This is a genomic window from Streptomyces sp. LZ34 (assembly GCF_053890475.1).
On record NZ_CM132680.1, the window covers coordinates 9,994,223 to 10,018,501 of the forward strand.

A 24,279-nucleotide genomic window follows, 5' to 3' on the forward strand; every position below is an offset into this window, starting at 1 on the left:
CATACGCGTCGAAGCGAGCAACTGAGCCTTCACGAGGTGCCGAGTTCGTTGTCGATGAACGCGAGCACCTCGTCGGCGGTGGCGAGCGTGAGCCGGTCGGTTGTGTCGTCCTCGGCCGGCGGCGCGGACGCCGCCTTCCATTGGGCCAGCAGACCCTCAAGCCGATCTGTCACCGCCCGCGCGTCCGCCTCGGGCAGGTCGAGGGCCGACAGCGTGGACTCCAGCCTCGCCAGCTCGCCGAGCACCGGGTCCACCCCGCCCTGGGCGCCCGACCCCCCGTCCGCCACCAGCTGGTCGCGCAGGTGGTCGGCCAGCGCCCGGGCCGAGGGGAAGTCGAAGACCAGCGCGGCGGGCAGCCGCAGCCCGGTCGCGGCCGAGAGCCGGTTGCGCAGCTCGACGCCGGTCAGCGAGTCGAAGCCGAGATCCGTGAACGGCGCCTCCTCCCGTACGCTCTCGGCGTCGGCGTGGCCGAGCACGGTCGCGGCGTTGGTGCGCACCAGCGTGAGCAACTGCTGCCGCTGCTCGGCCTCCGGGAGTCCGGCGAGCCGGCGCGTCCAGTCGTCGGGGCGCTGCGCGGCCGCGGCGGCGCGCCGCGTGGCCCCGCTCGGGCGGGTGGCCAGGGCGCGCAACGCGGCCGGGAGGGTGGCGGCCGGCTGTGAGGCCAGCGCGTGGACGTCGAGGTCGAGCGCCACGAGCTGCGGGTCCCCGTGCCGGCATGCCGCGTCGAAGAGGGCCAGGGCGTGGTCGGTGGCCAGCGCCGTGACGCCGGTGCGGCCCATCCGCGCCACATCGGCCTCGGTGAGCTGTCCGGTGATGTCGCTGGTGGCGTCCCACAGTCCCCAGGCGATGGAGGTGGCGGGCAGCCCCGCGTGGTGCCGCTGGGAGGCGAGGGCGTCACAGTAGGCGTTGGCGGCGGCGTAGTTGGCCTGTCCGGGGTTGCCCAGGGTGCCGGAGACGGAGGAGTAGAGGGCGAACATGGCCAGCGGGAGGTGCTGGGTGGCCTGGTGGAGGTTGGCCGCGCCCGCTGCCTTGGACGCCCAGACGCGGCCGAGGGTGTCGGGGGTCTGGGAGGTGACCATCGCGTCGTCGACGAGGCCGGCGGTGTGGATGACGGCGGTGAGCGGGTGGTCGGGGTCGATGGCGCCGACGACCTGACGCAGGGCCTGGAGATCCGCGGTGTCGGCGGCGGTGATGTGGACGGTGGCGCCGAGCTCGGTGAGGCGGGCCGTCAGGTCGCCGGCTCCGGGGGCGTCCGGTCCGCGACGGCTGAGGAGGTGGAGGTGGCTGATGTGGTGGGTGGTGACGAGGTGTTCGGCGACCAGGGCGCCGAGGGTGCCCGTGCCGCCGGTGATCAGGACCGTGCCGTCGGGGTCGAGGGCAGGGGGGATGGTCAGGACGATCTTTCCGGTGTGCTTGGCCTGGCTCATGTGGCGCAGCGCCTGGCGCGCCTTGGCCAGCGGCCACGCCTGCACCGGGGGCGGCGTCAGAGCGCCCTCGTCGAACAGCGCCACCAGGGTCGCCAGCATCAGCGCGACGCGCTCCGGCCCGGCGTCCGAGACCAGGTCGTACACGCGATAGTCCACCCCGGCGAAGGCCTTGGCCACCTGTTCGGGGTCGCGGAGGTCGGTCTTGCCCATCTCCAGGAACCGGCCGCCCTCCGCCAGCAGCCGCAGTGAGGCGTCGATGAAGTCGCCGGCGAGGCTGTTGAGGACCACGTCGACGCCGCGGCCGCCGGTGGCGGTGCGGAAGGTGTTCTCGAAGTCCAGGTCGCGGGAGGAGGCGCGGTGGGCCTCGTCGATGCCCATCGTCTCCAGCGCGGCGTGTTTGCCGGGGCTGGCGGTGGCGTACACCTCCGCGCCCAGGTGGCGGGCGATCTGTACGGCGGCCATGCCCACGCCGCCGGCCGCCGCGTGGATGAGGACCGACTCGCCCGCCTTGAGGCGGCCGAGCTCCACCAGGCCGTACCAGGCGGTCAGGAACGCCACGGGGACGGCCGCCGCCCGCGGGAAGTCCCAGGCCTCCGGCATCCGGGTCACCATCCGCGCGTCGGCCACGGTGACCTGGCCGAACGCGCCGTCGAAGACACCCAGGACGCGGTCGCCGGGCGCCACCGAGGCGACGTCGGGGGCCACTTCGAGGACGACCCCCGCGCCTTCGCCGCCGATGCGGGTCTGGTCGGGCACCATGCCGAGGCTGATCAGGACATCGCGGAAGTTGATGCCGGCGGCGCGCACCTCGATGCGTACGCGTCCGGCCGCCAGCTCCTCCTCCGCCTCGGGGAACGGCACCGGCGCCACGGAGTCGATCGTCGCGGAGCCCGCCGTGCCCGCGGCGTCCAGCCGCCACGCCCCCTGGCCGACCGGGGGTACGAGCGTGGCCGAGGCGGTCGCGCGGGCGAGCCGGGGCACCAGGATCCGGCCGCCGCGGAGCGCCACCTGCGGTTCGTCGAGGTCGAGTGCGTGGCGGACCGCGTCGGCGACCCGGTCCTCGGACCCGGGATCGGCGCCCGGCTCCGTGTCCGGGTCCGGCCCCTTGTCTGGGTCCAGGTCCGTGTCCAGCAGGACGAAGCGGCCGGGGTTCTCCGACTGGGCGCTGCGGACCAGGCCCCAGACGGCCGCCGCGACGGGGTCGACGTCCGTCTCCTCGTCCACGGCCACGGCGTTACGGGTCAGCATGACCAGCCGGGCCTCGTCGGGCCGCGGCTCGGCCAGCCAGTCCTGCACCAGCGTCAACGCCCGCTCGATGGCCTTCAGCTCGCCGCCGTCACCCTCCGCGACCGGCGCCTCGGCGAAGACCAGCTCGGGCGGCGTGGACTCCTCCGACCGGTCGCCGAGGGGTGCCGCGGGCGTCCACTCCAGCGTGAACAGGCCCTCCGAGGTGGTCTGTCGGGGTGCGTCGAGGCGCATGGGCCGGGTGGTGACGGCGTCGGCGGTGAGGATGAGCCGGCCGGTGGTGTCGGTGAGGGTGAGGCTGTGCTCGCTCTCGTCGCGGGAGGTGATCCGGACCCGGGCGTGGGTGGCGCCGGAGGCGTGGAGGGTGACGCCGCTCCAGGAGAACGGCAGCCACACCTCGCCGCCCGAGGTGTCCGTGACGGCGACCAGCGGGTGGAGCGCGCTGTCGAGGAACGCGGGATGGATGGCGAGGGCGTCGGCGGTGTCGTCGGTGGCCTCGGCCGTGGACAGGGTCACGTCGGCGAAGAGGTCGCCGCCGCGCCGCCACAGCGCCTGGAGCCCCTGGAAAGCGGGCCCGTACGCATAGCCGTTCGCCGCGGCGCGGTCGTAGAAGCCCGTGATGTCGACGGGTTCGGCCTCGACGGGCGGCCAGGCCGCCTCCCGCGCCGCCGTCGGCTGGTCGGCCGCGGGCTCGTCGGCGAGGGTGGCGGTGGCGTGACGGGTCCACTCGGCCGTGGGGCCGGCCGGGGGGCGGGTGTAGATGTGGAGGACTCGGCGGTCGGTGTCATCGGCGGTGCTGACGACGATTTGCAGATCGAGACGGTCGCTGGGGTGGAGGGTGAGGGGGTGGTGGAGGAGTAGTTCCTCGACGTGGGGGCTGTCGGTGTGCTCGGCGGCGCACAGGGCGAGTTCGAGGAGGGCGGTGCCGGGCAGCAGGACGGTCTCGGCGATGGTGTGTTCGGTGAGCCAGCTGTCGTGGTCGGCGGGGGGGACATGCCCGGAGAGCACCAGGCCGCCGTCCGCCAGGGGCGCCGCGGTGTCCAGCAGCGGATGGTCCAGGCCGGTGCCGCCGGGGGTGGCGTTGCCGGAGGTGTTCGGGGCGATCCAGTAGGGCCGGCGCTGGAAGCGGTAGGTGGGCAGGGCGACGGTCTCGGGGGCCGGGTCGGCCGGATACCAGGGCGTCCAGTCCAGCGGGGCGTGGGCGATGTGCAGCGTCGCCAGGCTGTGGGCCAGGGCCCGCACATCGGACTGCTTGCCGGTGAGGGTGGCGAGCGCGGTGGCGGTGGTCCCCTCGGGCAGGGTGTGGTGGACGGCGTGGGTCAGCACGGGAGCCGGGCCCAGCTCGAGGAAGACGGCCGTGTCCTCGGCGAGGTGGGTGATGCTCTGGTGGAAGTGGACGGGCCGGCGGATGTGCTGGGCCCAGTAGTCGGGGGTGGTGATCTCCTCGCCCGCGGGCCGGCCGGTGAGGTTGCTGATCAGGGGGATCCGGGGCGGGTGGAAGGCCAGCCGGCCGATGGCCTCGGCGAAGGGGGCGAGGATGGGCTCCATCAGGGGGGAGTGGAAGGCGTGGGAGACCGGGAGGGAGCGGGTCCTGCGGCCTTGTTCCCGCCACCCGGCGGTGGCGGCGGAGACCTGGTCGGCGGGGCCGGAGATCACGGTGTGGGCCGGGGTGTTCATCGCGGCGATGGCCAGATCGGGATAGTCGCCCAGGGCGGCGGTGATCTCCTCCTCGCTCGCGTTGACGGTGGCCATGGCGCCGCCGGGCGGGAGGTCGCCCATGAGGGTGGCGCGGACGGCGACCAGATGGGCGGCGTCTTCCAGAGAGAGGACGCCCGCGAGGTGGGCGGCGGAGACCTCGCCGATGGAGTGCCCCGCGACGGCGTCGGGGGCCAGGCCCATGCTCGTCAGGAGGCGGGCGAGGGCGACCTGCACCGCGAACAGCCCGGCCTGGGTGTAGGTGGTGTGGTGGATCAGGTCGCCGGGTGCGGGGTCGGTGGCGAAGACCACGTCGCGCAGCGGGTGATCGAGGTGGGGGTCCAGGAGCGCGCAGACCTCGTCGAAGGCGTCGGCGAAGACGGGGAAGCGCCGGTAGAGGTCGGCGCCCATGCCGGGGCGCTGGCTCCCCTGCCCGGAGAACAGCCACACCGTGTTCCCCGGCGCCTGGGAAGTGGCGCCGCTGGGGGTGGACAGGCCGGGGTGAGGATCCCCGCCGGCCAGCGCCTCCAGTGCGGCGGCCATCTCCTCGCGGCCGTCGCCGACGACCACGGCCCGCCGTTCGAACACCGCCCGCGTCGTGGCCAGGGACCATCCCACGCCCGCCGCCGACGCGCTGTCGTGGGCCCGTAGCCGCTCGGCGAGCGCCGAGGCCTGCTCGCGCAGGGCCTGGTCGTCGCGCGCCGACAGCAGCCAGGGCACGACGCCGGGCGGGGGAGTGCCGGCCGCCGGCCGGGGTTCGGGTGTGTGCGGGGCCTGTTCGAGGATGAGGTGGGCGTTGGTGCCGGAGGCGCCGAAGGAGGAGACGGCGGCGCGCCGGGGGCGGTCGGTGTCGGGCCAGTCGATGGCCTCGGTGAGGAGCTGGACATCTCCACTGGCCCAGTCGATATGCGGGCTGGGTTCGTCGATGTGGAGGCTGGCGGGCAGCCGGCCGTGGCGCATAGCCGTGATCATCTTGATGACGCCGACGATGCCGCTGGCGGCCTGGGTGTGGCCGATGTTGGACTTGACCGAGCCGAGCCACAGCGGCCGGTCGTCGGTGCGGTGTTGGCCGTAGGTGGCCAGGAGTGCCTGGGCCTCGATGGGGTCGCCGAGGGTGGTGCCGGTGCCGTGGGCCTCGACGGCGTCGATGTCGGCGGGTCCCAGGCCGGCGCTGGCGAGGGCCTGGGCGATGACCCGTTGCTGGGAGGGGCCGTTGGGGGCGGTCAGCCCGTTGCTCGCGCCGTCCTGGTTGATCGCCGAGCCGCGTACCACCGCGAGCACCTCGTGGCCGTTGCGGCGGGCGTCGGAGAGGCGTTCGAGCAGGACGAGCCCGGCTCCTTCGCTCAGGCTGGTGCCGTCGGCGGCGGCGGCGAACGGCTTGCACCGCCCGTCGGGGGCCAGGCCGCGCTGCCGGGAGAACCCGGTGAACGGGTCCGGGGTGGCCATGACCGTCACGCCGCCCGCGAGCGCCAGATCGCATTCGCCCTGGCGGAGGGCCTGGGCGGCGAGGTGCATGGCGACCAGGGAGGAGGAACAGGCGGTGTCCACGGTGACGGCCGGGCCCTGGAGGCCGAGCGTGTAGGCCACCCGGCCGGAGATGATGCTGCCGATGCTGGACAGCATGGTGTAGCCGTCCAGGCGGGGGTCGCCCGCGGGCAGACCGGCGGCGTAGTCGTGGTAGATGACACCGGTGTAGACGCCGGTCAGGCTCTCCTTGAGGGTGTGCGGGTTGATCCCAGCGCGTTCGAGGGCTTCCCAGGCGGTTTCGAGGATCAGGCGCTGCTGGGGGTCGATGGCCAGGGCCTCGCGGGGGTTGATGCCGAAGAAGGCGGCGTCGAAGCCGTCGGCGTCGTAGACGAACGCGCCCTGGGACGCATAGGTCGTGCCGGGGTGGTCGGGGTCGGGGTGGAACAGGTTGGCCAGGTCCCAGCCGCGGTTGGTGGGGAAGGGCCCGAGGATGTGCTCTCCCGCCGCGACCAGGTCCCACAGCGCCTCGGGGGTCGTCACGTCGCCGGGGAAGCGGCACGCCATCGCCACCACGGCGATGGGCTCGTCGTCCGCGCCGGTGGCCCGGGCCGGCCCCACGAGGACCGACGTGGCGGACGCCGTGCCGGCCAGGCGCTGGAGGAGGTGGTCGGCGAGGGTCTGAGGGGTGGGGTAGTCGAAGACGAGGGTGGAGGGCAGGCGCAGCCCGGTGGCGTCGACCAGGCGGTTGCGCAGCCCGACGGCCGTGAGGGAGTCGAAGCCCAGCTCCTTGAAGGCGGCTTCGGCCCGGATCGCCGCGTCGGAGGAGTGGCCCAGGACCACGGCGGCCATCTGGCGCACCACGTCCAGCAGCACTTCGCGCTGCCCGGAGGCGTCGAGACCGGCGAGGCGCGAGGCCAGGGCGGGTGCCGCCGACTGCCGTTCCGCGGCGCGGCGCCGGGCGGGCCGGGCCAGGGCGCGCAGCAGCGCGGGGGCCGCGGGGCCCAGCCGGGCGGCGTCCGGATCGGCTGCCACGACCAGGGGGTGTGCGGCGTGGACTGCCGCGTCGAACAGGCGCGAGGTGTCGGGGGCGGCCTCTTCCCCCAGGGCCCAGGCCAGGCCCGTGCCCGGGAGTCCGGCGGCGCGCCGGTGGGCGATCAGGGCGTCGGTGTGGGCGTTGGCGGCGGCGTATCCGGTCCGGCCGGGGTCGCCCGTGACGTCGGTGGCGGAGGAGAACACCACGAACATCCGCAAGCGCAGGTCACGGGTGAGGGTGTGCAGGTTCCAGGGGCCGGTGGCCCTCGGCGCCCACGCCCGCGACAGTCGCTCGTCGTCCCAGGACTCCACCGGGGCGGCGTCGGCCACCCCGGCGAGATGTACCACGCCCACCAGGGGGTGGCTGTCGGGCACGGACGCCAGAACCTCCGCCAGAGCGGAGCGGTCGGCGACATCGACCGCCGCCACCTCCACCTCCGCGCCCAGCGCCGTCAGCCGCTCGACCAGTTCGGCCGCTTCGGGAGCCCGGCCGTCCGGGGGGGAGAGGAGCAGCAGCCGCTCGGCGCCGTACGCGCGCACCAGCCGCTCGGCGACCACGCCGCCGGACAGGTGGTCCGTCCCGCCCGACACCACCACCGTGCCGCCGGACAGCTCGACCGCCGCGCCCTCGTCGGGCCGCCCGGCGGCACGCAGCAGGCGGGGGATCGACACCACGCCCGAACGGACCGCGATCTGCGGCTCGTCCGCGTCGATGGCCCGGCGCACCGCCTCGACGAGCGTCTCGTCCCCGCCCGCGCCGGCACCCGTCTCGGCGCCCGTCTCGACGCCTGTGTCGACCAGCGTGAAGCGGTCCGGGTGCTCGGCCTGGACCGCCCGGACCAGGCCCCAGGCGGCCGCGCCGCCCGGGTCCACCGGCCCGTCGCCGTCGCCGACGGCGGCCGCCCCGGAGGTGATCAGCACCAGCCGGGAGTCCCGCAACCTCGGCTCCGCCAGCCAGTCCTGGATAAGCCCCAGCGTGCGCCGGGCCGTGGCCAGGCCCGTGTCCGTCTCGGTGGAGGTCCCGGCATCGGTGGTCGGTGTCACGGCGGCGAGGACCACGGGCGGCGCGGGCTCTGTGCCGTCCGCCGCCGACAGCAGCGCGGCCAGGTCGGCGTAGTGGCGCCCGGGGCCGGGGGCGCCGAGCGTCGCCCAGCCGTCCTCCGCCTCGCCCGGCTCGGGCCGGCTCTCCGGGGGCGGCAGCGGTGTCCACTCCACCGTGAACAGGCCGCCCGCGGAGCGCCGTTCCGCGGCCTTCAGCCAGTCGCCGTCGGCGGGCCGCAGCGCGACCGAATCCACGGTGAGCACCGGGGCGCCGGTCGGGTCCGCGACGACGACGGTCAGCTCGCGGCCTCCGGTGTCCTCCCCTCCCCGCTGCCGCAGCCGGACCCGTACGCTGGTCGCGCCGCCCGCGTGCAGGGACACGCCGCTCCAGGCGAACGGCAGCCACAGCGGGCCGTCGGCGTCCCGGTCGTCCAGCGCCACCGGGTGCAGGGCGCATTCGAGCAGCGCGGGATGGATGCCGAACTCGTCGGCCCCCTCCTCGACCCCCTGGTCCAGAGCCACCTCGGCGAGGAGGTCGGCGCCGTGCCGCCACACCGCCTGGACGCCCTGGAACGTCGGCCCGTACCGGTAGCCGGCGGCCTCGGCGCGCGCGTACAGGTCGGTGATGTCGCTGATGTCCACGGGTGTGGCACCGGCCGGGGGCCAGGCGCCCGTCAGCTCCGCCCCGGCCGTCGTGCCAGGCGTGAGCGTGCCCGTCGCGTGGCAGGTCCAGGCGTCGTGCCCGTCGGCTCCGTCCGGTGTGTCGACCGCGGGCTGGGAGCAGACGCGTACGGCGCGCCGGCCGTCCTCGTCGGGGGCGTCCACCACGGCCTGGACCCGCAGCTCGGAGGCGGGGGACAGGGGCAGGGGGACCTGAAGGGCCAGCTCCTCGACGCCGCCGCAGCCCGCCTCGTCGGCCGCCCGCAGCGTCCACTCCACCAGAGCCGTGCTGGGCACCAGGACCACATCGGCGAACTCGTGCTCGCCCAGCCAGCCTGCGTCACCGGCCGCCGGCAGGCGCCCGGTGAGCAGGAGCCCGCCGTCGGGCAGGCCCGTCGCGGCCGACAGCTGCGGGTGGTCCACCGGCCGCAGGCCGGCCGCGCTGACATCGCCGGCCTGGCGGCCCGCCGCCGACCAGTAGCGCTGCCGCTGGAAGGCGTAGGTGGGCAGGTCGGTGGTGGCGGGCGGGGTGGTGGCGTACCAGGGCCGCCAGTCGACGGTGAGGCCGGTGGTGTGGGCGTGCGCGAGGGCACCCGCGAGGTCGTGGGGGGTGCCGTGGTTGCGGCGCAGAGTGGGGATGGTGGTGGCGGGGACGTCGGCGTCGTCGATGGCGTCCTGGATACCGGGGGTGAGGACGGGGTGGGGGCTCGCCTCGATGAAGTGGCGGTGGTGGTGGTCCAGGAGGGTGGTGAGGGTGTCGGTGAAGCGGACCGGCCGGCGGAGGTTGGTGAACCAGTAGTCGGCGTCGAGCGGGGTGGTGGTCAGCGGCTCGGCGGTGACGGTGGAGTAGAAGGGGATGGCGGGCGCGGTGGGGGCCAGATCGGCCAGTTGCGCGAGGATGGTGTCGCGGATGCGGTCGACGTGCGGGCTGTGGGAGGCGTAGTCCACGTCGATGGTTCGGGTCCGCGCGCCTTCGGCCTCGGCGGCCGCCAGGACGGTGGCGATCTGGTCGGGGGGGCCGGAGACGACGGTGGAGCGGGGGCCGTTGTGGGCGGCGACCGCGACGTCCTCCGCCTGCCGGCCGAGGCCGGTCAGGACGCGGGCGGTGTCCTCGGCGCCGAGGGTGAGGGAGGCCATGGCCCCGTGGCCGGCGAGGGCGCGCAGGGCCTGGCTGCGCAGGGCCACGACTTTGGCGGCGTCGTCGAGAGTGAGGGCTCCGGCGATGTGGGCGGCGGCGATCTCGCCCTGGGAGTGTCCGATGACCGCGGCCGGGGTGATGCCGAAGTCCTGCCACAGACCCGCCAGGGACACCATGACGGCCCAGAGGGTCGGCTGGATGACATCCACGCGGTGGGGGTCGGTGGTGGTGTCGGTGGAGCGCAGGACGGCGGTGAGCGACCAGTCGACGTAGGGGGCCAGGGCCTGTTCGCAGGCGGCGATCCGGGTGGCGAAGGCGGGGGAGGAGTCCAGCAGGCCGACGGCCATGCCGGGCCACTGGGAGCCCTGGCCGGGGAAGACGAGGACCGGGCCCTCCTGCGGGTCGAGGGCGGTGCCGCGGGTGAGGTGGGGGTGTTCGCCGCCGGTGGCCAGGGCCTCCAGCGCGGCGGTGAGGTTGGTGAGGTCGGTGCCGGTGACCACGGCGCGGTGGTCGAACGTGGCGCGGGTGGTGGCCAGTGACCAGGCCACCTCGGCCGGCGAGGCGTACGGGGCGCCGGTGTCGGCGTCGGTGTCTGTGACGGCGACGGTCCGGGCCAGTCGGCGTGCCTGGTCGGCCAGGGCTTCCGGGGTGCGGGCCGACAGCACCCAGGGCGCCACGCCGCCCAGAACGGCCGGCTCGGCGGTGTCCCCCTCCGGCGTGGTGTCCTCCGCCTCCGGCGCCGTGGGCTGGACCGCCTCCTCCAGGATGACGTGGGCGTTGGTGCCGGAGATGCCGAACGCCGAGACGCCGGCCCGGCGCGGGCGGTCGGGGGCCGTCGGCCAGTCGACCGGCTCGGTCAGCAGGCGCACCGTGCCGCGGCTCCAGTCCACATGCGAGGTGGGCTCGTCGACGTGGAGGGTGGCGGGCAGCGAGCCGTGACGCAGGGCCATCACCATCTTGATGACGCCCGCGATCCCGGCGGCGCCCTGCGTATGCCCGATGTTCGACTTGATCGAGCCCAGCCACAGCGGCCGGTCCTCGGGCCGCTCCTGGCCGTAGGTGGCCAGCAGCGCCTCGGCCTCGATCGGGTCACCGAGCGTGGTGCCCGTGCCATGGGCCTCCACCGCGTCCACCTCGACCGAGGCCAGCCCGGCGTTGGCCAGCGCCTGACGGATCACCCGCTGCTGCGAGGGCCCGTTGGGGGCGCTCAGCCCGTTGCTGGCGCCGTCCTGGTTGACGGCCGTGCCCCGGATGACGGCGAGCACCTGGTGCCCGTTGCGCTCGGCGTCGGAGAGCCGCTCCAGCAGCACCAGGCCCGCGCCCTCGGAGAAGCCCGTGCCGTCGGCCGCCGTGGCGAACGGCTTGCACCGCCCGTCCGGGGCCAGGCCGCGCTGTCGGGAGAACTCCGTGATCACGTTCGGGGTCGACATGACCGTCACACCGCCGGCCAGGGCCAGGTCGCATTCGCCCTGCCGCAGCGCCTGGACCGCCAGGTGCATCGCCACCAGCGAGGACGAGCACGCCGTGTCCAGCGTGACCGCGGGGCCCTCCAGGCCGAGGGTGAAGGCGATACGGCCGGACACGACGCTCAGCGCGTTGCCCGTCAGCAGGAAGCCCTCGGCGTTCCGCTCGATGTGCGGCGTGCCGAAGCCGGGCACACCACAGCCCGTGTAGACACCGGTGGGGGTGCCTTTGAGGGCGGTGGGTTCGATGTGCGCGCGTTCGAGGAGCTCCCAGGCGGTTTCGAGGAGGAGCCGCTGCTGCGGGTCCATGGCGAGGGCTTCGCGCGGGCTGATGTTGAAGAAGGAGGCGTCGAATTCGTCGGCGTCGTGGACGAAGCCGCCTTCCCGGACATAGCTGGTGCCGGGGTGGTCGGGGTCGGGGTGGTAGAGGGCGGTGAGGTTCCAGCCGCGGTTGGCCGGGAAGGGGCCGATGGCGTCGGTGCGGGTGTCGACCAGGTCCCACAGGGTTTCCGGGGAGGTGACCCCGCCGGGGTAGCGGCAGGCCATGGAGGTGATGGCGATGGGCTCGTGCCGGCGTTGCTCCGCTTTGCGCAGGCGCTGTCGGGCCTCGCCCAGGTCGACGGTGACCCGCTTGAGGTACTGGCGCAGCTTGTCTTCCGTGGACGCCATTGGTCCTCCCCCACTTCTCGTCAGGACGAGCCCAGTTGCTGGTCGATGAGCGCGAACATCTCGTCGTCCGAGGCGGACTCCAGCGCCTCGCCGTCGATGTCCGCGGCACTGGCCGTGCTCCCGTCCAGCCTGGACAGCAGGGCGTGGAGCCGGCCCGCGATCGTCTCGCGGGCCTTTCCGTCCACGTCGTGGCTGCCCAGGGTGGACTCCAGCCGGGCCAAGTCGTTCAGGACGGGCGCGAGTTGGTCGACGGCCGCTTCCGTCCGGTCCGCGGGGGCGAGCTTCTGGTCCAGGAAGCGGGCCATGGTTTCCGCGTCGGGATAGTCGAAGACGAGCGCGGCGGGCAGCCGCAGGCCGGTCGCGGCCGAGAGCCGGTTGCGCAGCTCCACGGCGGTCAGCGAGTCGAACCCCAACTCCTTGAACGAGCTGTCCGCACGGAGCGCCGCGGGATCGCTGTGGCCGAGCACCGTCGCCGCGTGCGTACGCACCAGGTTGATCAATTCGCGGAGCCGCTCGGCGTCCGGGAGCGCGGCCAGGCGGCCCGCCCAGTCGGTGGACCGGGCGACGGCGGCGGTGCGCCGGACGGGCGCTCCCGTGGCGGCGATGGTACGCAGCACAGCGGGCACGGCGTCGGACGGCTGGGCGCCGAGCGTACGCGGATCGAGGTCGAGCGCCAGCGGGGCCGCGCCGCCGTGTCGCCGGGCGGCGTCGAACAACGCCAGCGCCATCGGGGTGGACAGCGGGGTGAAGCCGGTGCGGCTCATCCGGGCCAGGTCGGCGTCCGCCAGATGTCCGGTCATCTCACTGGTGGCGGCCCACAGTCCCCAGGCGATGGAGGTGGCGGGCAGTCCCGCGTGCTGTCGCCGGGCGGCGAGGGCGTCGCAGTAGGCGTTGGCGGCGGCGTAGTTGGCCTGCCCCGGGGTGCCGAGGGTGCCGGCGGCGGAGGAGAAGATCAGGAACATGGCCAGGGGGAGGTCCTCGGTGGCCCGGTGGAGGTTGGCCGCGGCCGTCGCCTTCGCCGCCCAGACCGACGCCAGCCGCTCCGGGGTCTGCGCCGTCAGCACCGCGTCGTCCAGAGCGCCCGCGGCGTGGATGACGCCGGTGAGCGGGTGGCCGGGGTCGATGGTGTCGAGGGCCTGTCGGAGGGCCTGGGGGTCGGTGGTGTCGGTGGCGGTGATGCGCACGGTCGCGCCGAGCTCGGTGAGGCGAGTGGCCAGGTCGGCGGCGCCGGGAGCATCCGGCCCGCGGCGGCTGAGCAGGTGGAGGTGGGTGATGTGGTGGGCGGTGACGAGGTGTTCGGCGACGATGGCGCCGAGGGTGCCGGTGCCGCCGGAGATCAGGACGGTGCCGTCGGGGTCGAGCGTGGCGGGAATGTCCAGGACGTATTTGCCGGTGTGCTTGGCCTGGCTCATCCGGCGCAGCGCCTGGCGGGCCTTGGCCAGCGGCCACGCCCGCACCGGCGGCGGCGCCAGGACGCCCTGGGCGAAGAGGTCGGCGAGCGTGCCCAGCATCTCCGCGACCCGGTCCAGACCGGCGTCCGGAACCAGGTCGTAGAAGCGGTAGCTGACACCGGCGTAGGTTTCGGCGATCTGCTCGGCGTCTCGCTTGTCGGTCTTGCCCATCTCGATGAAGCGCCCACCGCCGGTCAGCAGACGCAAGGACGCGTCGGTGTACTCGCCGGCGAGGCTGTTGAGGACCACGTCGAAGCCGCGGCCACCGGTGGCGGTGCCGAAGGTGGCCTCGAAGTCCAGGTCGCGGGAGGAGGCGCGGTGGGCCTCGTCGATGCCCATCGCCTCCAGCACGGCATGCTTGCCCGGGCTGGCGGTCGCGTACACCTCGGCACCCAGGTGGCGGGCGATCTGCACCGCCGCCGTGCCCACGCCACCCGTGGCGGCATGGATGAGCACCGACTCGCCCGGCCTGAGGCCCGCGAGGTCCACCAGGCCGTACCAGGCGGTCAGGAACGTCGTCGGGACGGCCGCGGCCTGCTGGTCCGTCCAGCCCGGCGGGATCGGCACGACGGCGCGGGCGTCGGCGACGGCCACCGGCCCGAAGGCGCCCTCGAACAGCCCGAAGACACGATCGCCGACGGCCACCGACGTCACATCGGGAGCCACGTCGAGCACCACGCCCGCGCCCTCGCTGCCCCGGAACACCCCCTCGTCCGGATACATCCCGAGCACGATCAGCACATCGCGGAAGTTGATGCCCGCGGCCCGCACCGCGATCCGCACCTGGCCGGGCGCCAGCGGCTCCAGCACCTCCGGGCAGGCCACGACCGACACGCTGTCGATGGTGCCGGTGTCATCGGCCGCCAACCGCCAGGCCGGTTCGCCCGGCGGCGGCGTCAACTCCGGTGCGCCCGCCCGCTCCAGCCGAGGCGTCAGCACGCGGCCACCGCGCACCGCCACCTGCGGCTCCTCGAGGGCCACCGCCCGCGTGACGGCGCCGAGCACATCGTCGGGCCCGGCGCCGCCGTCGATGTCGCACAGCAGGAAACGGCCCGGGTTCTCCGCCTGTGCGCTGCGCAGCAGGCCCCACACACCGGCCGCCGCCGGGTCGGGGCCCAGGCCCTGTCCGGGCGATCTTCTCGGGCCCGCGACGCCAGCTACGGCGCCCCCAGCTACCGCTGGGGGGACCCCCGGCTGCGTTGTCGGAGTCGCCCGCCACGCCGCGTCAGCGGCATATCGACCGCAGCGCCCAGTACGAGGGCGATCCTCCGCCTTGCGATGCACCGCATCTGACGCCGCGGGCTGATCCTCAAAGATCGCCCGGACAGGGCCTGATGCGTCCGGGCCGTCGTCGGCCTCCCCGGCCGCCACCGCGCCCCGGGTGACCAGCACCAGCCGGGCGTCGGCGAGCTCCGGTGTCCCGAGCCACCGCCGCGCCAGTGCCAGCACGCCGGTGGCCACGGCCAACGCGCCGTCGGCCGAATCCTGGTCGCCCTCGGCCGCGGGCACGCCGACGAGCACCGTGTGAGGCATGGCGGGGGCGGCGAGCAGGGCGTCGATGTCGGCGTAGCGGGGCGGCGGTGCGGCCCCTGACGGGTCGGACGGGAGCGGGCCGCCGTCCAGCACCGCCCACCCCTCGGCGGCCCCCGCTCCCGCCTCCGGCCGCGCCCCTTCCTCCGACGGCGGCGGCAGGGGCACCCACGCCACCGTGTACAGCCCGTCCACCCGCCGCGCGCCCGCGTCGCGCAGCTGCCGTGCGCTCGTCGGGCGTACGACCACGGAGTCGGCGCTGAGCACCGGATGGCCCGCCGTATCGGCCACCACCAGCCTGAAGCCGTGCTCCAGCGGGGACACACGGACCCGCGCCGCGCGAGCGCCGGTGGCCCACAGGGACACACCGCTCCAGGCGAACGGCAGCCGCATCTGCCCGTCGTCCCCCTGGCCGTCCAGGGCCAAGGGGTGCAGGGCCGCGTCGAGCAGCGCGGGGTGCAGGGAGAACCCGTCGGCACCCTCGTGGGCCGCCTCCGGCAGCACCACCTCGGCGAGCAGGTCGGCGCCCTGCCGCCAGGCGGCGGTCAGGCCCCGGAAGGCCGGGCCGTAGCCGTAGCCGATCGCCTCGGCGCGGCCGTAGAAGTCGGCCACGTCCACCGGTTCGGCGTCCCGCGGCGGCCACACCCCCGCCGGTGCCGGGTCCGGAGCGTCCGGGGCGGTCGGGGCGAGGTGTCCGGTGGCGTGGCACGTCCAGGGCGACGAGCCGTCCTCCGCGTCGGGGCGGGAGTGCACCCGCACCTCGCGGCGGCCGTCCTCGTCGGGGGCGTACGCCACGACCTGGACGCGGAGCCCGCCGGACGCGGGCAGGGTCATCGGGACATGGAGCGCGAGCTCTTCGATCCCGCCGCACCCCGCCTCGTCGGCCGCCCGCAGCACCCACTCCACCAGGGCCGCGCCCGGCACCAGGGGGGTCTCGGCGACGACGTGGTCGGCGAGCCAGCCGCCGCTCCCGGCGGCGGGGAGCCGGCCGGTCATCACCAGTCCGCCGTCGGCCAGTTCGACCGCGGCGCCGAGCTGGGCGTGGGCCACCGAGGTGAGCCCGGCGCTCCGCAGATCGCCCGGTCCGTCGTCCATGCCGAGCCAGTAGCGCCGGCGCTGGAAGGGGTAGGTGGGCAGGTCGGTGGTGCGCGGGCCGGCCGGATACCAGGGGGTCCAGTCGATGGCCAGACCGGTGGTGTGCGCGCGGGCGACGGCCTGGGCGAGCTGCTGGGGTCCGCCCTGGTCGCGGCGGAGAGTGGGGACGGCGGTGGCGGGGGCGCCGGTCGCCTCGAAGGCGTCCTGCATGCCGGGGATCAGCACGGGGTGGGGGCTGACCTCGATGAAGTGGCGGTGTCCGTGGCCGAGGAGGGTGGTGAGGGTGTCGGCGAAGCGGACCGGCCGGCGGAGGTTGGTGAACCAGTAGTCGGCGTCGAGCCCCGTGGTGTCGAGGCGTTCGGCGGTCACCGTGGAGTAGAAGGCGATGTCCGACGCGGCGGGCGCGAGGTCGCCCAGGACGGAGACGAGGTCCTCGCGGATGCGGTCGACATGCGGGCCGTGGGAGGCGTAGTCCACATCGATGGTGCGGGTCCGCGCGCCGCGCGCCTCGGCGGCCGCCAGAACAGTGGCGATCTGCTCCACCGCGCCGGAGATGACGGTGGAGGTGGGGCCGTTGGCGGCGGCCAGGGTGACGTCGTCGGCCTGTTCGCCCAGCTCGAACAGGAGCTGCGTGGTGTCGTCGGCGCCCAGGGTGAGGGAGGCCATGGTGCCGTGGCCGGCGAGGGCGCGCAGCGCCTGGCTGCGCAGGGCCACCACCTTGGCGGCGTCGTCGAGGGTGAGGGCTCCGGCCACACAGGCGGCGGCGATCTCGCCCTGGGAGTGTCCGATGACGGCGGCCGGGGTGATGCCCAGGTGTTGCCAGAGGGCGGCCAGGGACACCATGACCGCCCAGAGGGTGGGCTGGACGACATCCACGCGCTGGGGGTCGGTGGCTGTGTCGGCGTCGGCGTCGGTGGAGCGCAGTACGGCGGTGAGCGACCAGTCCACGTACGGCGCCAGGGCCCGCTCGCACTCCGCGATCCGGGCCGCGAACACCGGCGAGCGGTCCAGCAGTTCCACGCCCATGCCGCGCCACTGCGACCCCTGGCCCGGGAAGACGAACACCGGGCCCGCGGCCGCGGTGGTCGCCGTTCCCGCCACCACCGCCGGATCCGGCTCGTCGGCGGCCAGCTTCTCGAGCCCGGCCAGCAGCGAGTCCCGGTCCTCACCCACGATCACCGCCCGGTGCTCGAAGGCCGACCGCGTGGTCGCCAGCGACCAGCCCACCTCCGCCACGTCGGCCGAGGGGAGCCGACCCGCCAGGTTCGCGGCCTGGGCGCGCAGCGCCTCGGCGGTGCGGGCGGAGAGCACGAAGGGCACGATGCCGCCCTCGGCGGTGGGCTCGGGTTGTTCCGGTCGCGGTTCGGGCTGTGCCGGTTGCTGTGCGGCCTGTTCGAGGATGAGGTGGGCGTTGGTGCCGGAGATGCCGAAGGAGGAGACGGCGGCCCGGCGGGGCCGGTCGGCCTCGGGCCAGTCGACGGCCTCGGTGAGGAGCCGGACACTTCCGCTCGCCCAGTCCACGTGCGGGCTGGGCTCGTCGACGTGCAGGGTGGCGGGCAGCCGGCCGTGGCACAGGGCCATGACCATCTTGATGACACCGGCGGCCCCGGCGGCGGCCTGGGTGTGGCCGATGTTGGACTTGACGGACCCCAGCCACAGGGGCCGGTCGGCCGGGCGCTGCCTGCCGTACGTGGCCAGGAGGGCCTGGGCCTCGATGGGGTCGCCCAGCGTCGTGCCCGTGCCATGCGCCTCCACGACATCGACCCCGGCGGGATCCACCCCGGCCGCGGCCAGGGCCTGGCCGATCACGCGTTGCTGAGAAGGGCCGTTGGGGGCGGTCAGGCCGTTGCTCGCGCCGTCCTGGTTGACCGCCGAACCGCGCAGGACGGCGAGCACTCGGTGCCCGTTGCGGCGTGCGTCCGACAGCCGCTCCAGCACCAGCAGCCCGGCGCCCTCGCTCCACCCGGTGCCGTCCGCGGCGGCCGCGAACGGCTTGCACCGCCCGTCCGGCGCCAGGCCGCGCTGCCGGGAGAACTCGACGAACGTGTTCGGCGTGGCCATCACCGTCACACCGCCCGCCAGCGCCAGGTCGCACTCGCCCTGCCGCAGCGCCTGCGCGGCCAGGTGCATCGCCACCAGCGACGACGAACACGCCGTGTCCACGGTGAGCGTCGGCCCCTCCAGGCCGAAGGTGTAGGCCACCCGGCCGGACGCCACGCTCGGCGTGGAGCCGGTCATGATCTGGCCCTCGTACCCTTCCGGGATCCGGCCCAGGAACCGCGCGCCGTAGTCGTCGTACATGATGCCGGTGACCACCGCCGTCCGGCTGCCGCGCAGCGCCGCCGGATCGATGCGGGCGTGCTCGAACGCCTGCCACGCCGTCTCCAGCAGCAGCCGCTGCTGCGGGTCGGTGGCCATCGCCTCCCGGGGGCTGATCCCGAAGAAGTCCGCGTCGAACAGGGCCGCTTCGTGCAGGAAGCCGCCCTCCCGGGCGTAGCTCTTGCCCGTACGCTCGGGGTCGGGGTCGTACAGCCCGGCCACGTCCCAGCCACGGTCCTCGGGGAACGGCCCGATCGCGTCCACCCCGTCGGCCACCAGCCGCCACAGCTCGTCCGGGGAGTGCACATCGCCCGGGTAGTGGCAGGCCATCCCGACGATCACGACGGGGTCGTCGGCGTTTCCGGCCCGGGCCGGTGTTCCGGCCCCCGGCGCGAGCGGGGCGAGGGCCGCGGTGGCGCCGAGCAGCTCCGTGCGCAGGTGGCTCACCAGGGTCTCGGGGGTCGGGTAGTCGAAGACGGCGGTGGCCGCAAGGCGGACACCCGTCGCCTCGTGGATCGCGTTGCGCAGCTCCAGCGCGGTCAGCGAGTCGAGGCCGAGCTGTGAGAAGGTCCGGCCCAGTTCGAGGGTTTCCGGCTCGGGGTGTGCCAGGACCGCGGCGATCCGCTCGCGGATCAGCTCGCCGATCACCCGGTCCTGCTCGGTCTCCGGCAGCCCGGCAAGCCGCCCGGCCCAGGAGGGGGACGCCCCGGCCGCCGCGGCCGTGCGTACGGGCAGGCGCACCAGGCGGCGCAGCAGTGGAGCCAGCGTGCCGGCGGCGGCCTGCTCGCGCAGCGCGGCGAGTTCGAACCTGGCCGGGATCAGCACGGGCAGCGCGGTGGCGAGCGCCGCGTCGAACCGGGCCAGGCCCGCCTCCCCGGACATCGCGGCGGTGCCCGAGCGCGCCATCCGGGCCAGATCCGCGGTGGCGAGGTGTTCCGTCATCCCCTCGTCCACCCCCCACAGGCCCCAGGCCAGCGAGGTCGCCGGGGAGCCCGCGGCGCGGATGTGCTCGGCGAGGGCGTTGAGGAACGCGTTCGCCGCGCCGTAGTTGCCCTGCCCACCGCTGCCGAGAACGGAGGCGGCGGACGAGAACAGGACGAACGAGGCGAGGCCCGCGCCCCGGGTCAGCCGGTGCAGATGCCAGGCCGCGTCCACCTTCGGCGCCAGGACGGCATCGAGTTGTTCGGGCGTCAGCGAGGTGACCACGCCGTCGTCGAGCACGCCCGCGGTGTGCACGACCGCGGTCAGCGGGTGCTCGTCGGGGACCGTGGCGAGCAGGGCGGCGAGCGCCGCGGGGTCGGAGGTGTCGCAGCTCTCGATCCGTACGTCGGCCGCGAGCCCGGCCGCGAACGCGTCGATGCCCTCGGCGGCCGGCCCGCGCCGGCTCACCAGCAGCAGATGACGGGCGCCGTGGGCCTCGACGAGGTGGCGGGCGAGCAGCCGGCCGAGCGAGCCGGTGCCGCCGGTCACCAGCACGGTGCCGTCGGGGTCGAGCGCCGTTGGCGCCGGGTCGGGGTCGGGGTGCGCCAGGACCAGCCGGGGCACCAGCGCGCGCCCGTCGCGGAGCGCCAGCTGCGGCTCGCCCGCGGCCACGGCGGCCGTGACCGCCGGCGCCAGCGCGTCCCGGGACGCCGGGGCGTCGTCGGTGTCCACCAGCACGATCCGCCCCGGGTGTTCGGCCTGGGCGGCGCGCAGCAGGCCCAGGACCGCGGCGCCCGCCAGGCCGGCCGGCGCGTCGGCCGGGGCGGCGGCGACGGCTCCGGCGGTGAGGACCACGAGACGGCCGGAGGCGAGGGCGTCGTCCGCCAGCCACTCCCGCAGCCACGTGAGGGCGCGGTGGGTGGCGGCGCGTACCTGGGAGGGCGGCTCGTCGCCGTCGGACGCGATGTCGGGGGCGCCGAGGCAGGCCATGACGACCAGGTCGGGGGCGGGGGCCCCGGTGGCGACCGAGGCGCTCAGCGCGGCGAGGTCCGGGTGGCGCGCGACGCGCTCCCCGGGCAGCGCAGCCGTGGCGTCTGCCCTGGCTGCCCCGTCCGTGCTGTCCGTAGCGTTCGCGCTGTTCGCGCTGTTCGTGGCGTTCGTGGCGTTCGCGGCGACCACGGCCCAGCGGTCCGGTGCCGATGTCGCGCCGGTGGGCAGCGCGAAAGCCTCCCAGTCCAGCCGGTACAGCGGCCTGTCGGCCGGGACCGCCCCGGACCGCCACCGCTGCGCGGAAACGGTGCGCAGCGAGAGGGAGTCGACGGCCGCGACCTCGGCGCCGGCGTCGTCCGACAGCCGCATGGTCACGGTGTCCGGCCCGGTCGGCGTGATTCGGACCCGCAGCCGGGACGCGCCGCGCGCGAGCAGCCGTACGCCACCGAAGGAGAACGGCAGCCGGACCGTGCCCGGTGCGCCGCCCGCCTGGTCCTCGCCGGTGAACAGGGCGCCGATCGGGTGCAGGGCGGCGTCGAGGAGCGCGGGGTGGATGGCGTACGCCCCGCCGTCGCCCCGCTGGCCGGGGGCGAGACCCACCTCGGCGAACATCTCCTCGCCGACCCGCCACGCGGCGCGCAACCCCGTGAACGCCGGTCCGTACCGGTAGCCCTCGGCGGCCAGCCGCTCGTACAGCTCCGCCACGTCGATGGCTTCCGCCCCGGCGGGCGGCCACTGAGCAGGCGGCGCCGCGGGCTCGGGGACGCCGGTCCCCGCGCCGGTCGGCGTGGCGCTCAGCGTGGCCGTGGCATGTCGGCGCCATGGGCCGTACGGGCCGTCGCCCGACTCAGCCGGAACACCCGGGTCGTCCGAACCTTCGCCGGACGGACCTTCGCCGGACGGTCGCGAGTAGACGGTGACGGCCCGTCGGCCGGCCGGGTCGGTGGCCCCGACGGCGACCTGGAGGTCCACCGCCCCCACCGAGGGCAGCAGCAGCGGCGCCTCCAGGGTGAGATCCTCGATCCGGTCGCAGCCGGCCCGCTCGCCGGCCTGGAGGGCGAGCTCCAGGAAGAGCGTGCCGGGCAGCGGCACCGCGTCCACGATGGCGTGGTCGGCCAGCCAGGGCTGGCCGCGCAGCGACAGCCGGCCGGTCAGCAGCAGCCCGCCGTCGGCCGGTTCGAGCGCGGCGCGCAGCAGCGGGTGGTCGCTCGCCTCGAGCCCGGCGGCCCGTACGTCCGCCTCCGCCTGCGGGGCGTCCCGCCAGTACCGGCGGCGGTCGAAGCGGTAGGTGGGCAGGTCGGTGGCCGGGGTGCCGGGCGGGAAGGCGGCGGAGAAGTCGACGCTCTCGCCGTCCACATGGAGCTGGGCGAGCGCGGTCAGCAGCGTACGGGGCTCGTCGCGGCCCTTGCGCAGCGCCGTGGCGAACACCGGCGCGCCCGGGCCGGACCCCTGCTCGGGTCCCCCCGTGGCTCCCTCCGCGGTCAGGCAGTCGCGCGCCATGGTGGTGAGCACGGCGTCCGGGCCCAGCTCCAGGAAGCGGGTGACGCCCTCGGCGCGCAGCGCGGCGATGCCGTCGCGGAACCGCACCGGCTGCCGCGCGTGCCGCACCCAGTAGTCGGGGTCGCACAGCTGCTCGGCTCCGGCCAGCGCGCCGGTGACGTTCGAGACGACGGCGATCCGGGGCTGCGCGTACGTCAGCGAGGCGGCGACCTGCCGGAACTCCTCCAGCATCGGGTCGATCCGCGGCGAGTGGAAGGCGTGGCCGACCCGCAGCCGCCTGGTCCGGTGTCCGCGCTCCCGGATCGTCCGGGCGATCTCCTCGACCGCCTCCTCGTCACCCGAGACCACCACCGACGTCGGCGCGTTGACGGCCGCCAGCGCCACATGGTCCGCACACCCGGCGAGCAGCGGCGCCACCTCCTCCTCGGAGGCCTCCAGGGCGACCATCGCGCCGCCTCCGGGCAGCGCCTGCATCAGCCGCCCCCGGGCGGCGACCAGCCGCGCCGCGTCCGGCAGCGACAGCACCCCGGCGATGTGCGCGGCGACCAGTTCGCCGACCGAGTGTCCCGCCAGATAGCCGGGGACCACACCGAACGACTCCACCAGCCGGTACAGGGCGACCTCGACCGCGAACAGCGCGGCCTGGGTCACCCCCGTCGCGTCCAGCGCGCCCGCCTCGGCCCCGGCTCCATCTCCGTCGGCGGGTGCGAACACCAGCTCCCGCAGCGACCGCCCCAGCTGGGGGTCCAGCGCCGCGCACGCCTCGTCGAACGCGGCGGCGAACGCCGGGTAGGTCCGGTACAGCTGGGCGCCCATGCCGGGGCGCTGGCTGCCCTGCCCGGTGAAGAGGAACGCGCTGCCGCCGAGCCGCGCCGGGGCGGACGCCCGCGTCACATCCGGATGTGTCCGCCCCTCGGCGAGCTCGGCGAGCCGGGCGGACAACTCCCCGCGGTCCGCGCCCAGCACGACCGCGCGGTGGTCGAGCGGCGACCGCGTGGTGGCCAGCGACCAGCCGAGGTCGTCGACCGGGACGTCCGGGCGCGCGGCCACATGTTCGGCGAGCGCCGCGGCCTGCGTCCGCAGCGACGCCGCGCCGCGCGCGGAGACCACCCACGGCACGGCGGTGCCCTCCGGCCGCCGCGGCGCGCCCGCAGGCGTTAAGGCATCCGATGTGTCCGGCGTGTTCGCGGTGTCTGCCGGCGTCGGCCGCGGCGGGGCCTCCTCGATGATCAGATGCGCGTTGGTGCCGCTGATGCCGAAGGACGAGACACCGGCCCGGCGCCGCCGGTCCCCGGCCGGCCACGCGACCGGCTCGGCCAGCAGTCGCACCGCGCCGCCGTCCCAGTCGACCACGGGCGTGGGCCGGTCGGCGTGCAGCAGGGCGGGCAGCGAGGCGTTCCGCAGCGCCATGACCATCTTGATCACCCCGGCGACGCCCGCCGCGCCCTGCGTGTGCCCGAGGTTCGGCTTGATCGCGCCCAGCCACAGCGGCCGGTCCGCGGGCCGCTCCTGGCCGTAGGCCGCCAGGAGGGCCTGGGCCTCGATGGGGTCGCCCAGCGTCGTGCCCGTGCCGTGCGCCTCGACCGCGTCCACATCCGCCGGGGAGAGCCGGGCGCTGGCCAGCGCCTGCCGGATGACGCGCTGCTGCGACAGGCCGTTGGGCGCGGTCAGCCCGTTGCTCGCGCCGTCCTGGTTGATCGCCGAGCCGCGCACCACGGCCAGCACCGGGTGCCCGTTGCGCTGGGCGTCCGACAGCCGCTCCAGCACCAGCAGCCCCGCACCCTCGGCGAACGCCGTGCCGTCGGCCGCCTCGGAGAAGGCCTTGCACCGGCTGTCGGCCGCCAGGCCACGCTGCCGCGCGAACTCCGTGAACACGTAAGGCGTCGTCATGACCGTCACGCCGCCCGCGAGGGCGAGGTCGCACTCGCCCTGCCGCAGCGCCTGCGCGGCCAGGTGCATCGCCACCAGCGACGACGAACACGCCGTGTCCACCGTGACCGCGGGCCCCTCCAGGCCGAGGGTGTACGCCACCCGGCCGGACAGCACGCTCGGCGCGTTGCCGGTGACCAGATAGCCCTCCGCGGCCCGGTCGATGTGCGGGGTGCCGAAGCCGGGCAGGGCGGTGCCCGCGTACACGCCGACGGGCGCGCCCTTCAGCGACCCGGGGGCGATGCCCGCCCGCTCCAGCGCCTCCCACGCCACCTCGAGCAGCAGCCGCTGCTGCGGATCGACCGCCGCCGCCTCACGGGGGCTGATGCCGAAGAACTCCGGGTCGAACAGGTCGGCGTCGTGCAGGAATCCGCCCTCGCGGGCGTAGCTGGTGCCCGGGTGGTCGGGGTCCGGATGGAACAGCCGATCCAGGTCCCAGCCGCGGTTGGCCGGAAACGCGGTCATCGCGTGCCGGCGCGCGGCGACAAGGTCCCACAGAGCCTCGGGGGAGGCGACGTCGCCGGGGTAGCGGCAGGCCATCGCCACGATGGCCACCGGCTCCCGCTGTCCGTCCTCCACCTCGCGCAGCCGCGCCCGGGTGTCGTGCAGATCGGCGGCGACCCGCTTGAGGTAGTCGACCAGCCGCTCTTCGTTCGTCTCAGTGGTCACGTCGCGTCACCGCGCCTTCCGCGTGCGCATGCCTCGGC

Annotated in this window: 2 protein-coding genes; both read right to left on the minus strand. The window is 75.3% G+C overall.

Annotated elements, in window-relative coordinates; translation table 11 throughout:
• Positions 1-29: 29 nt before the first annotated feature.
• Positions 30-11,837, minus strand: coding sequence for a beta-ketoacyl synthase N-terminal-like domain-containing protein (locus tag ACWY4P_RS42905; RefSeq protein ID WP_456206242.1), 11,808 nt, complete (start codon positions 11,835-11,837; stop codon positions 30-32).
• Between the two features lie 20 nt (positions 11,838-11,857).
• Positions 11,858-24,241 (minus strand): SDR family NAD(P)-dependent oxidoreductase, encoded by a 12,384-nt coding sequence (locus tag ACWY4P_RS42910; RefSeq protein WP_456206243.1) that lies wholly within the window; start codon positions 24,239-24,241, stop codon positions 11,858-11,860.
• Between the last annotated feature and the right edge of the window lie 38 nt (positions 24,242-24,279).